The sequence below is a fragment of the Sulfitobacter rhodophyticola genome, from assembly GCF_041281685.2.
Classification (GTDB): domain Bacteria; phylum Pseudomonadota; class Alphaproteobacteria; order Rhodobacterales; family Rhodobacteraceae; genus Sulfitobacter.
On record NZ_CP166251.2, the window covers coordinates 610,214 to 621,996 of the forward strand.

Below are 11,783 nucleotides of genomic sequence, written 5' to 3' on the forward strand. Positions count from 1 at the left end.
TGCGTCGGCTAGCGTCCTCGCTAACGTCAGCTAACCGCAGTGGAATGCGAGGGGGGGGAATCCATGACAGCGCCTGTTCTCGAGGTGGATACATTGTGCAAATCGTTTGGCGGCGTTCACGCCATCCGCGATTTGTCGTTCGAGGTGCACGAAGGTGAAATCCTCGGGTTGATCGGCCCCAATGGCTCGGGCAAATCGACAACGGTGAACAGCCTTGCGGGTATATTTCCCATCACATCGGGCAAGCTCTTGTTGGGCGGTGTGCAGATCGACGGCTTGCCAGAATATGCGCGGGTCGCAGGTGGCCTGGCGCGCACATTCCAGACGGCCAGCACGTTCGCCGAATTCACCGTGCGCGAACAGATTCTACTGGGTAGTAACGTCACCCGCACCTCGCACCCGCTGTCTTCGGTTTTTGGCATTGGCCGCAATCCGGATGAAGAGGCCACGTTGGAAGAACGCGTGGCCAACATTCTTGATATTACCGGCCTGAAAGACGTCGCCCACAAGCGCGTCGCGACCATCAGTTCCGCACAACAGCGCTTCTTGATGATTGCCACGGCGCTGGCCTCCGACCCCAAAGTAATCTTGCTGGATGAACCAGCTGCGGGGCTGGTTTCGCATGAGCGCAAGACCTTGAGCAAACTCATAAAATCCATCCGAACACTAGGTGTGGCGGTACTGGTTATCGAGCATCACATGGCGTTGATCATGGATGTCTGCGACCGCATCGTAGTACTTAATTTCGGCCAGAAGATTGCCGAGGGCACACCTGAAGAAATTCGCAACAATCCGGCGGTGATCGATGCCTATCTGGGCGAGGCGGCATAGATGCTGACTGTCTCAAACCTGCGCGTCAGCTATGGCCCGATTGAAGTGATTCACGGCATTGATATCGAAGTGGCGGAAGGAGAATGCGTCGCGCTGATCGGGGCAAATGGCGCGGGCAAATCCTCGACGCTCAAGGCGATCTGCGGGCTGGTTCCGGCCAGCGCGGGCACCATCACCTTTGAAGGCAAGGACATCACCAATCAAAGCGGCCATGCAATCGTCAAAGCAGGCATTACCATGTGCCCCGAAGGCCGCCAGATGTTCCCGCAAATGAGCACACGGCAAAATCTGGCGATGGGGGCCTACACCCGTACCGACGCCGATCAGGTCAGCGACATTGATGAAATGATGAACATGTTCCCAATTCTGCGCGAACGGGCGATGCAAGCTGCGGGAACATTGTCGGGGGGCGAACAGGAAATGCTGGCGATTGGTCGCGCGCTGATGGCGCGTCCCAAGCTGTGCATCTTCGACGAGCCGTCTTTAGGATTAGCCCCCAAGATTGTCGCTGAAGTGGGTGAAACGATCAAAAAGATCAAGGAGATGGGCAAGACCATCCTGCTGGTTGAACAGAACTCCGCCATGGCGCTGCGCCTTGCTGACCGCGCCTATCTGTTTGAAGCCGGAGAAATCGTGCTGAGCGGCACGGGTGCGGAACTGCAATCACATCCTGATATTGCCAAGGCGTATCTGGGCCATTGAGAAAAAAGTTTGAGAACTCAACGTTTCTGGGAGGAGACACACATGAGACTGACAGCAATAACGACTGCATTTGCACTGACGGCCACCGCCGCCTTTGCGGCGGATAAGACACTTGATATCGGAGTGAGCGACGCACTGACCGGGGGCGGTGCCGTGTACGGTCTGCCGCAGGCGAACGCGGTCAACCTCGCGGCTAAAGAAATCAACGCTGCGGGCGGGATCAAGGTGGGCGACGACACCTATATGCTCAACGTGATCGCCTATGACGACAAGGCGAACCCAACCGAAGCCTCCAACGCGGTGCGCAAGCTGATTGACCGCGATGGCGTGAAATACATCCTCGGTTTCTGCTGCTCTGGTGCTACGGGCGCGGTTGCGTCGTTCATCGAAAACGAGGATGCGGTGATGCTTGTTGGCAATGCGGCTGAGCGTTCCATCACAACGCGCGAAATCCCCAACCTCACGCGCACCCGTCCGCCAGCGGATTATACCGGTGCTGCGGCAGGGACATTTGTCGCCGAAAAAGGTCACAAGCGCGTCGCCGTTCTGGGCGCGCTCGACGTGGGCTTCTATGCCAGCTACGTGGATGCTTTTGAAAAAGAGCTGAACAAAGCAGGTGGCGAGATTGTGAGCCGCGAGGCCTTCGGTCTGAAAGATCGCGATATGTCCCCGCAGCTGACCAAAATTCGCGGGCAAGAGCCTGATGCAATCTTGGTCGTTGGATACGTTGAACCTGCCGCTTTCATCTACCGCCAAGCTGTTGAGCTGGGCATCGATGTGCCGCGCTACGGGTTTACCTCCGGCTCTGAAGAGCAGTTCTTGCGCGTTGCCACCTCAGAGCAGATGGAAGGTGTCTGGGACCTGCGACCAACAGAGCTGACGTTGCTTTCAGCCTCCGACAACGGCAAAGCCTATCACGCGAATTACTCGGCTGAGTTCGGCATCGCGCCGTCGCCCAGCTCGCCCTACGCCTATGACCAGACCTATGCGTTGAAAGATGCGATTGAAGCGGCTGGAACGGTTGAGGACACTGCCGCAGTGGCAGCTGCACTGCGCACGTTGGCGGTGCCGGATGAAGTTGTGATGCAGTACCTGCCGGTGGATGGTAGAATGTTCGACGAGAACGGGCAGGCTTACACCTCCAACGGCGCCTTCCAATGGCAAAGCGGCAACTGGGTGTTCGTCCAAGACTTGCCCTCTGATGCGGCGGCCTATTCGGCTTTCCTGAGCACCATTGACTGAACTCTCCCTGATGGGGTGCGGGCCATGCGCCCGTGCCTCACATTTTCCTCTTATTCGCAGGACGGATCATGGTTGAGGTCATTCAACAAATCATCAACGGCGTGGCCATTGGCGGCGTCTATGTGCTCATCGCACTCGGCCTGACAACCGTGTTTGGTATCCTTGGAATCGCCCACTTCGCCCATGGATCTGTCTCAATGTTTGGCGGCTATCTGACATTCTTCTTTGTCACGGGGTGGGGATTTCCGCTGCTGCTGGCGATCCTCGTTTCGCTGGTCGTTGGCCTGATTCTCGGGGTCCTGATCGAATTACTTGCCTATCGACCTGTCCGAAACGCCAACCATATCAACGCCTTCATTGTCGCCCTTGGCCTGACAATGATGGTCGAAGGGCTCAATCTTGAATTCTTCGGCCACGAACAAGTCGTGATCCCCACAGACTTTTCACGCGTGTTCAACATCGGCGGTGTGACAATTCCCGAACTGCGGCTCTATGTGATCATCGCCGCCGCCCTGTTGATCATTGCCATGACGCTTTTTGTCGAGAAAACCAAAACGGGCCAAGCGATCCGCGCCGTCGCCGAGAATCGTGATGCAGCGATCCTGATGGGCGTGAATGTAAACACTATTCCGCTGGTGGTATTCTCTATCTCCACCGCTCTTGGCGTTTGCGCGGGTGTCATGGTCGGCTCTCTCTTCGCCATCGCGCCTGGCATCGGTGAAGGGCTGGTCGTCAAAGGTTTTGCCGTGCTGATCCTTGGCGGTCTGGGGTCTATCCCTGGCGCTGTCGTTGGCGGCCTTGTGCTGGGCATCACCGAAGCCTTGGCGGCTGGTTTCATCTCTTCCGCCTATAAAGATGTCATTGCGTTTGTCGTCATGATCGGTGTGCTTTTGTTCCGCCCCCAAGGCTTGATGGGGAAAGCGTGATGACTTTGAAACGCACCTTTGTCTTTTATGCGTTGGCGCTGGTTGGCTTCATCCTGCTGCCGCAGCTCATCGCAGTAAAATACTATCTACACCTGAGCGTTCTGGCGCTGATCTGGGTCATTGCTGCACAGGGCCAGAATTTGATTCAGGGCTACACAGGCTATGTCTCGATTGTGCAGGCAGGCTTCATGGGGATCGGGGCCTACTCCACGGCGCTGATGGGCATCCACTTTAACATGCCCGTCTGGCTCAGCATCACACTGGCCCCGTTTGTCACAGCGTTCTTTGCGCTCCTGACGGGGTATCCCAGCCTGCGCGTCAAAGGGCACTACTTCGCCATTGTAACACTCGCCTTCAACATGGTGATCTTCATTGTTCTGATGAATTTCCACCAGCTGACCCAAGGCGAAGCGGGAATCACCGGCATCCCCAAACCGGGGGGCAAAGAGAGTATTTTCAATTGGCGTGACCGCGAGACATACTATTACTTCGTCCTCGTCATAGCGGTCCTAATGACCATTCTAGCAGCTATGATCGTCCGCTCCCGGGTTGGCCAAACCTTAATTGCCATTCGCCAGAACGAAGATCTTGTAGGGGCTATCGGCATTGCGGCGTGGAAGTATAAACTCTTTGCCTTTGTCATCTCGGCTATGTTCGGTGGTTTGGCAGGGGCGATTTATGCTCACTACCAAAGCTTCATTAATCCTGAGATTTTCGGCGTTGCGCAGTCGCTTGATGCGATCCTTGCGGTCATTGTTGGCGGATCAGGCACCATCGCAGGCCCCGTGATAGGCGCATTCTTCGTCGTGTTCCTGCCGGAATATCTGCGCTTTGCAGATAGCTTCCGCCTGATCCTCTACGGTCTCGTCCTTGTGCTTGCCACGATCTTTATGCCGCGCGGTATTGTTGGGGTGACGGGTGACCTTTTGGCCAAATGGGAACGGCGCAAGAAATGACCCAAGCATTTCTAGATCAGGTCGAAGCGTTCGCAGAAAAGACGATCGTTCCTGCCGCCTCCGGTTGGTCGATGGGCGCGGTCCCCGACGGCAAGATCTATGAAAAGGCTGGGCAAATCGGAATTTTGGGGATGCAGGTGCCGCAAACGTTTGGCGGGCAAGGTCTGGACTTCACTTCACGCGCCGAAGCTTGCCGGATTTTGGCAGGCGCGGACTTCGGCTTTGCGATGTCACTGATCAACACACACAATGTTGCGTTGCGCCTGAGCGAGATTGCGCCAGGCGCTCTGTGCCAGAGGTATATTTCTGACCTCCTCAGCGGCAAAATCAGCGCCTGCACCGCCCTCACTGAGCCCGGCACAGGCAGTGATTTTGCCGCCGTGACGACAAGAGCCACCCAGACTGCGACCGGCTGGGTGTTGAACGGTGAAAAGACATGGATCATCAATGGCCGACACGCCACCCTGTCTATTGTCTATGCCCAGTGCGCAGCCGTCGGTGACGTAGACGGTATCGGTGCCTTTCTTGTTGATTTGAACGCGCCAAACATAACGCGCTACGCGATTGACAGCTCCTTTGGCCAAACCAGCATGGGGACCGGCGGTTTCATCCTTCGGGACGTTGAAGTGACACAAGACGCCATGCTGATTGCCCCCGCAACAGCTTTCAAGGCGATCCTGACCGAGATCAATGCGGCCCGCACCTATGTGGCAGCCATGTGCAACGGGATGTTGGCACGCGCGACCCGCGACGCGGCAACCTATGGCGCGCGGCGGCACAGCTTTGGCAAACCGCTCAACGCCATCACAAGCTGGCAGGCAAGTTTGTCCGCCGCCGAAACCGCGCTGAAGGCATCACAGGCACGCACTGCACAGGCCACTGATCTGGTGAACACGGGCGAGGATGCACAATTGTTGGCCGCTCAGGCCAAAATCGACGCCGTGACTGCCGCCCAGACCCATCTGCCAGAGTTGCTGCAGCTGATGGGGGCCGAAGGGCTTCGTTCTGAGCACGTCTTCTGCCGCCATATCGCCGCCGCACAGATTGCGGGTTTTACCGACGGGGCCACCAATATTCTCAAAGATCGAGTGGACCGACTGATCACTCAGAAAGGGCCGTAAACCATGCGTGTATTTCAGATCGAAGGCGATTGGGGGCTGGATAACCTCAAACTATCACAGCGGCCCGACCCAGTGTGCGGCCCCGGTCAGATTGTTGTCGCGATGCGAATGGCGTCCCTGAATGCACGTGATCTGATCGTGCCAGAGCGCGGTTATGGGCGCGCAACCGGAGAGTTGCCTTTGATCCCGGTCTCGGACGGTGTTGGCGAAGTGGTCGAGGTCGGCGCAGGCGTTTCGCGTGTCTCGGTTGGCGACCGCGTTTGCCCAACATATTTCCAGAATTGGACCAGCGGCGCGCCCACGCCTGAGAGATTTTCATCGGCCTTGGGTGGTCCGCTTGATGGCGTCATGGCTGACTTGGTCTGCCTTTCCGAGAGCGGAGTTGTGAGAGTCCCCGACTACCTCAGCGACGCTGAAGCCGCAACATTGCCCTGCGCAGCCTTGACCGCATGGAGCGCGGTAGTCACCCACGGTCAAACATGTGCAAGTGATAAGATATTGGTGCAGGGTACCGGCAGCGTTGCCCTTTTTGCTCTGGCCTTTGCAAAAATGCAGGGCGCTCATGTTACTGTAATCTCTTCGAGTGATGACAAATTGGCACGTGTCACCGAAATGGGTGCGGATGCCACGATCAATTACACCACAACCGAGGATTGGGCGCGTGCAAGCCGTTCTATTACCGCAGACAGAGGCGGCTACGACAACATCATTGAACTTGGTGGTGCGCAGACGTTGCCGCTGTCTTTGCGGGCGGTGAGGCCCGGCGGCACCGTGTCGATGATCGGCGTGCTATCTGGTTTGAATATCGAGGCGTCCTTGGGTCCAATCGTTGCCCGTCAGGTCCGCTTGCAAGGTGTCACAGTAGGCCACCGCGACGGGTTCGAAGCCATGCTGCGCGCGATGGCGCAACATCAATTGCATCCTGTTCTGGGCGCCGTATTCGCCTTCGAAGACCTTGTAGTGGCCATAGAGCATTTGCGCAGCGGCGGCCATTTCGGCAAGACGCTCATGCAATTCTGATCGATATGGCCTCACATTCGCACCCTTATCAGCCGCGTGCGCACCCTTCTGACAAACTTGCCTTTGTTATGGCTGCCAGTGGTGAAACCGTCACCTTTGGCATGTTGGAAGCGCGCGCAAACCAGGGCGCGCATGTTTTACGCGCGCAAGGGGTCAGCCAGGGCAAGCATATTGCAATTCTGATGGAGAACCGGCGCGAAATGTTGGAAGTCTGTTTTGCTGCTGATCGCGCAGGCGTCTATTATACGACCATCAGCACGCACCTGAACAAGGAAGAAATCGGTTACATCCTTACCGATTGTGATGCCTGCCTCCTTATCGCAAGTGATCGCTTTAACGATATCCTTCCGGATTTGGCAGCTGAGCGCATAGATCAATGCGAGATCATGGTCGTGGGCGACCCCGATGGGGCATACCCCTGCTGGTCAGAAGAAACTGCAAACCACAAGGAAACCCCTATCGCGGATGAGGCCCAAGGCCTCGACATGCTTTACTCTTCTGGCACAACAGGACGCCCAAAAGGCATTAAATGGCCTTTGGAAAAGAAATGTCCGGGCGCGCGGACCATGTTGGTCGATCTGCTTCATAGGTTGTTCGGGTACGGTCCAGAAACCCGATATCTCTGTCCTGCACCGCTTTATCATGCGGCGCCTCTCAGGCATGCGATGGTAGCAATCAAGATGGGTGGCACCGCAGTGATCATGGAGCGATTTGACGCTGAAACAGCATTGCGCCTCATTGAGGACTACAAAATCACACATAGCCAATGGGTGCCGACGATGTTCGTGCGCCTCCTGAGATTGCCCGAAGAAGTACGCAACAAGTACGATCTCTCTTCGATGGAAATGGCGGTTCATGCGGCGGCACCCTGTCCGATAGACGTCAAACGGGACATGCTGGCGTGGTGGGGCGACATCATTCACGAGTATTATGCAGGCACAGAGAACAACGGTTTCTCTGCAATCACGAGCGCGGAATGGCGTATGCATCCGGGATCAGTTGGACGCGCCAAGCTGGGCATTGTGCATATCTGCGATCCACATGGTATCGAAGTGCCCGTGGGGACGACAGGCGAAATCTACTACGAGAATGGTCAACAATTCGCCTATCACAACGATCCCGACAAAACCCGCGCCTGCACCAACGCGCAAGGCTGGACGACACTTGGCGATATTGGCCGACTTGATGATGAAGGCTATCTCTATCTGACCGATCGAAAGTCGTTTCTGATCATTTCTGGCGGCGTGAACATCTACCCGCAAGAAACCGAAGACACGCTGCTGAGCCATCCCACGGTGCTTGATGCCGCCGTCATCGGCATTCCCGACGAGGATTTTGGTGAAGCAGTTCATGCCATTGTACAGCTGGTTCCCGAACATCAAGACGCGCAACGGATGAAAGAAATATTAATGGCATTCTGCCGCTCAAAACTATCTGCATTGAAATGTCCACGTAGTATTGAATTTCGAAGCACATTGCCGCGAACAGCGACAGGAAAATTGTACAAGCGCGTGTTAAGGTCTGAATACTGGGATAAGACCAAGATGTCAGACTGATCTACACCAAAGTGAATGAAATCTAATTTTTGACTGCAGGGCGCCGAAGATCTGTGCAGTTCTTTTGCGTATTTTTTTTAGCTTTTCGCAAACGCAAAGTGCCAAGATCCGTCGTTGGCGCATGTCCAGAAAGTTCAACCTTTGACGGCAGTTTGATATTTGAGAGCAGTGTTCTTGCTGCTGTCTACACGAATGACTGAGTTTCTCGCCGCCTTGTAGCGTAAGACTTTATGCTTTTTCAGCAGTTATCAAGGTGCGAGCGCACGCAGCATCAATTGCGAATTCACAGGTTGGGCTCAAACCAGTCATCGGCCGCACCCAACCTTTCTCAAGCCGCGTGCTGCAGGATCGCCGCCTCTGAACTCGACAAGTTCCTGCGTGCATAACTTCCATAGGTGTGCGGGTCATATTCCAGCGTGGGGTGCGTCGCCAGAAGCCGTGCGCGGTCCGCGTCATCCAGCGCTGAAAGCGAGGCGGAGGCGGGGTGGAAGCTTTCCGTTTCCATGCCATTGGCCCAAAGCACCTGATGATGGTCCAGCAGCAGGTGCACATAGGTCACTTCGCGCAGCTTCAGGTCCACGGTGATGGTCGTGCCGTTGATCAGGTCCTTGGCCGCGACCAGGACTTCGGGCGTATTGAACAATTCCTGCGCCACGGCCCCCTTGATCAGCATCCGATGCTCCGGTGACACGATCAGATCGTGATCGGGCATGTCCTCGGCCATCGCACCCGCATTGATCCGCACCGGGCGCAGGCGCGGCATGGCAAACAGGCGCGCGCCGGTCATCCGGCGGCTGCCGACCCAGCGGATGGGCTGTACGCCGTTGTCCTTTGTCTGAACCAGATCGCCTTCACGCAGATCCTCGATCAGCGACAAACCGTGTGGGGTGCGTACGCGGGTACCGGGAGTAAAACAGATCACCCCGCCCTCGCCCGACGAAATATCGTCCTTGGGCGCCACGCCCAGCGTGTGATGCACGACCCAAAGATCGGTGTTGCGCGGCGGAATGGCATCGAGGAACATGAGCAAGGGTTGGCTGCCGCCGCCGACCTCGATCAGCGTCACGGTATAGCTCTTGCCGCCGTCCGTGACGACGAAGCTGTTGTCCATCAGGGGGATGTCATCGGGTTGGCTGTGCAACACCGGGCGCGGCGGGTCGCGGTCCAGCGCGGCCCCCACCAACCGATGCACCATCCGCGCCGCGCGTTTGCGAAGTTCCTCTGCCCCGTCCGCCTGATCCAGCCGCAACACATCATTCGGACCATCTACCCGGATGGCATCCCCGCGCCACGCCCATGCAGCCCCTATCGTCAGGTTATGCACCGGTGCAGCATCAAGGCCGTCAATTTCTGTTTGCGACCAGCTTATGACAAACGTGCCTTTGTAGCCCGTCTTCATTGCTGTCTGCCTGCCTCAGTCTTCTTTTTATTCCCTTCAGGGTAGCAAACGGAGTCCTGCTTTAAAAGTGAATTATGGCAGGATTCCAATGTGTTGCGACGCTGGGTTGAAGTGGCCTTGCATGGCCGATCAATCAATCAATATATAGACGCGCGGAATTTGACAGCCACAATATGTAGTAAAGTCCAGTAAGGGGTGCTGTTTCTTTGATACAACACCGCAACAGACAGAACCCTCAAGATGCCCTGCAAAACCCTTCATTCCCTCGCAAATATCTTGTAATTTGCTGACAAATCGCCAGCGTTTTACCTCTCGATCAGCGGAGCATGCATGACAGATCCCACCACCCCCTTCCCCGACAAGCCCCTGCCCGAACGACGTATCGTTTCCTCTCGGCACCTTGCGGAAGGGGAAGGATGGGAAGCGTCGGAACTTGAATACGGGATGATCATTGCCTACAACGCCTTCAACCGCTGGATGCAGCGGTGCATGGCGGCGGCAGGCAACGCCGATTTGACCGCGCTAGAGATCCTTGTCCTGCACAACACAAACAGCCGCAGCCGAGAAAAACGGCTGAGCGACATCTGCTTCCTGCTGAACATCGAGGACACCCATACGGTCAACTATGCGCTCCGGAAATTGCTGAAGTCGGACCTCCTGACGTCGGAGCGGCGCGGCAAGGAGGTGTTCTATCGCACCTCGCCGGAGGGGGCCGCGTTATGTGCGGCTTACCGCAAGGTCCGCCAGTCCTGCTTTCTGGACGGGCTTTCGCACATGGGCATCAGCGGCACCGAACTGCGCCAGATCGCCGCCAGCCTGCGCGCCATGTCAGGGCAGTACGATCAGGCCAGCCGCGCGGCGACGTCGCTTTAGGACGTCAGGCCCGCCATGTGACGCGCGGTATCGTTCATCCGGCAGGAAAAGCCCCATTCGTTGTCGTACCAGCTGACCACCCGCACCATCCCGCCGTCGGTCATCTTGGTCTGGTCCGCGGCAAAACAAGACGAATGCGGATCATGGTTGAAATCAATCGACACCATCGGGTCTGTCTCGTAAGACAGCACACCTTTCAGTGGCCCCTCCGCCGCCGCCTTCAACGCGGCGTTGATCTCCTCCACGGACGTCTTGCGGCTGGGCATGAAGGACAGATCCACCATCGAGACATTGATGGTCGGCACCCGCACGGCGGATCCTTCCAGCTTGCCTTCCAACGTCGGCAGCACCAGCGAGATCGCCGCCGCCGCCCCGGTGGATGTGGGTACCATCGACACAGACGCCGCGCGACCGCGATAAAGATCACTGTGCGGCCGGTCATGGCTTGGCTGATCACCGGTAAACGCATGGATCGTGGTCATGTAGCCTGTGTCGATGCCACAGGTCTGGTCGAGCACCATCGCCAGAGGCGCAAGGCAATTGGTTGTGCAGGAGGCATTTGAAACAATCACATCGTCGGACGTGAGTTCTTCGTGGTTCACCCCGTAGACAACCGTGCGGTCAACCCCTTTGCCGGGTGCGGAGATCAACACGCGCTTGCTGCCGTTCTCAAGATGCTTGGCCGCCGCGGTCCGCGAATTGAAGTGGCCCGTGCATTCGTAAACGATATCGACATCACCCCAAGGCAACTTGGTGGGATCCGGTTGTTCCGTCAAACGCGCGCTGTGCGGTCCAACGTGCAATACGTCACCTTCAAGCCGCGCCTCTTCGGACAGCCGACCATGCACGGAGTCGTATTTCAGCAGGTGCAGCAGCGTCTCGTTCGGGGCGAGGTCATTGATGGCGACGACTTCGATATCGGTCGCACCCTCTTCCAGCAGGGCGCGCAGCACGCATCGTCCGATGCGGCCAAATCCGTTGATTGCGATCTTGAGTGCCATGCCGTGTTTCCTTTGCTGGAGATGTCGCATATTGCAGTTGCGGGAGTGTTAGCGCTAACTCAAGCTATTTTCAACCCGTCTTGCGCCTTGTTGCGTTGCCAGCAACATGGGGTAGGATGCCCGCCAGACGGTTGGGACAGACCGATGCATGAGGCA

General features: G+C 56.9%; 11 protein-coding genes. 9 read left to right on the plus strand and 2 right to left on the minus strand.

The annotated features are described in order from the left end of the window. The first annotated feature begins 63 nt into the window (after window positions 1-63). The 8 genes from AB4X18_RS04025 (at window position 64) to AB4X18_RS04060 (ending at window position 8,354) form a co-directional block, all read left to right on the plus strand. Window positions 64-831 (plus strand): ABC transporter ATP-binding protein, encoded by a 768-nt coding sequence (locus tag AB4X18_RS04025; protein ID WP_370402393.1) that lies wholly within the window; start codon window positions 64-66, stop codon window positions 829-831. Further along, a complete protein-coding gene (locus tag AB4X18_RS04030) occupies window positions 832-1,533 on the plus strand; it encodes an ABC transporter ATP-binding protein (RefSeq protein WP_370402394.1) in 702 nt (233 codons plus the stop codon). It abuts the gene before it with no gap. 42 nt (window positions 1,534-1,575) lie between these two features. Beyond that, complete coding sequence (locus AB4X18_RS04035; protein ID WP_370402395.1) at window positions 1,576-2,775, plus strand: ABC transporter substrate-binding protein; 1,200 nt, start codon at window positions 1,576-1,578, stop codon at window positions 2,773-2,775. 68 nt (window positions 2,776-2,843) lie between these two features. Further along, window positions 2,844-3,701, plus strand: coding sequence for a branched-chain amino acid ABC transporter permease (locus AB4X18_RS04040; RefSeq protein WP_370402396.1), 858 nt, complete (start codon window positions 2,844-2,846; stop codon window positions 3,699-3,701). After that, on the plus strand, window positions 3,701-4,657 hold the full coding sequence (locus tag AB4X18_RS04045) for a branched-chain amino acid ABC transporter permease (RefSeq protein WP_370402397.1): 957 nt from the start codon (window positions 3,701-3,703) through the stop codon (window positions 4,655-4,657). Before AB4X18_RS04040 ends, AB4X18_RS04045 begins: the two co-directional genes overlap by 1 nt. Next, window positions 4,654-5,778: an acyl-CoA dehydrogenase family protein gene (locus AB4X18_RS04050; protein WP_370402398.1), complete on the plus strand. Its 1,125-nt coding sequence runs from the start codon at window positions 4,654-4,656 to the stop codon at window positions 5,776-5,778. The genes AB4X18_RS04045 and AB4X18_RS04050 overlap by 4 nt, the downstream gene beginning before the upstream one ends. 3 nt (window positions 5,779-5,781) lie before the next feature. Continuing rightward, the gene (locus AB4X18_RS04055; protein WP_432817109.1) at window positions 5,782-6,798 is read left to right on the plus strand and encodes a zinc-dependent alcohol dehydrogenase family protein; all 1,017 of its coding nucleotides are present in this window, start codon (window positions 5,782-5,784) and stop codon (window positions 6,796-6,798) included. 5 nt (window positions 6,799-6,803) lie between these two features. Then, a complete protein-coding gene (locus tag AB4X18_RS04060) occupies window positions 6,804-8,354 on the plus strand; it encodes an AMP-binding protein (RefSeq protein ID WP_432817110.1) in 1,551 nt (516 codons plus the stop codon). A gap of 328 nt (window positions 8,355-8,682) precedes the next feature. Here AB4X18_RS04060 and AB4X18_RS04065 read toward each other — a convergent pair whose 3' ends face one another. Further along, window positions 8,683-9,753 carry a Hint domain-containing protein gene (locus AB4X18_RS04065; RefSeq protein ID WP_370402401.1) on the minus strand — a complete coding sequence of 357 codons (1,071 nt, stop codon included), beginning with the start codon at window positions 9,751-9,753 and terminating at the stop codon, window positions 8,683-8,685. Window positions 9,754-10,083: 330 nt separating this feature from the next. Between AB4X18_RS04065 and AB4X18_RS04070 the strand changes: the two genes are divergently transcribed. Beyond that, window positions 10,084-10,626, plus strand: a complete 543-nt coding sequence (locus AB4X18_RS04070) for a winged helix DNA-binding protein (RefSeq protein ID WP_370402402.1) — start codon at window positions 10,084-10,086, stop codon at window positions 10,624-10,626. Here AB4X18_RS04070 and gap read toward each other — a convergent pair. Next, the gene (gap, locus tag AB4X18_RS04075; RefSeq protein ID WP_370402403.1) at window positions 10,623-11,627 is read right to left on the minus strand and encodes a type I glyceraldehyde-3-phosphate dehydrogenase; all 1,005 of its coding nucleotides are present in this window, start codon (window positions 11,625-11,627) and stop codon (window positions 10,623-10,625) included. The two genes, AB4X18_RS04070 and gap, sit on opposite strands and share 4 nt — an antisense overlap. Between the last annotated feature and the right edge of the window lie 156 nt (window positions 11,628-11,783).

Bases quoted from the DNA above. Each gene is read 5' to 3' on its own strand.
- AB4X18_RS04025 (WP_370402393.1), top strand. From the start codon at position 64: ATGACAGCGCCTGTTCTCGAGGTGGATACATTGTGCAAATCGTTTGGC.
- AB4X18_RS04030 (WP_370402394.1), top strand. From the start codon at position 832: ATGCTGACTGTCTCAAACCTGCGCGTCAGCTATGGCCCGATTGAAGTG.
- AB4X18_RS04035 (WP_370402395.1), top strand. From the start codon at position 1,576: ATGAGACTGACAGCAATAACGACTGCATTTGCACTGACGGCCACCGCC.
- AB4X18_RS04040 (WP_370402396.1), top strand. From the start codon at position 2,844: ATGGTTGAGGTCATTCAACAAATCATCAACGGCGTGGCCATTGGCGGC.
- AB4X18_RS04045 (WP_370402397.1), top strand. From the start codon at position 3,701: ATGACTTTGAAACGCACCTTTGTCTTTTATGCGTTGGCGCTGGTTGGC.
- AB4X18_RS04050 (WP_370402398.1), top strand. From the start codon at position 4,654: ATGACCCAAGCATTTCTAGATCAGGTCGAAGCGTTCGCAGAAAAGACG.
- AB4X18_RS04055 (WP_432817109.1), top strand. From the start codon at position 5,782: ATGCGTGTATTTCAGATCGAAGGCGATTGGGGGCTGGATAACCTCAAA.
- AB4X18_RS04060 (WP_432817110.1), top strand. From the start codon at position 6,804: ATGGCCTCACATTCGCACCCTTATCAGCCGCGTGCGCACCCTTCTGAC.
- AB4X18_RS04065 (WP_370402401.1), bottom strand. From the start codon at position 9,753: ATGAAGACGGGCTACAAAGGCACGTTTGTCATAAGCTGGTCGCAAACA.
- AB4X18_RS04070 (WP_370402402.1), top strand. From the start codon at position 10,084: ATGACAGATCCCACCACCCCCTTCCCCGACAAGCCCCTGCCCGAACGA.
- gap (WP_370402403.1), bottom strand. From the start codon at position 11,627: ATGGCACTCAAGATCGCAATCAACGGATTTGGCCGCATCGGACGATGC.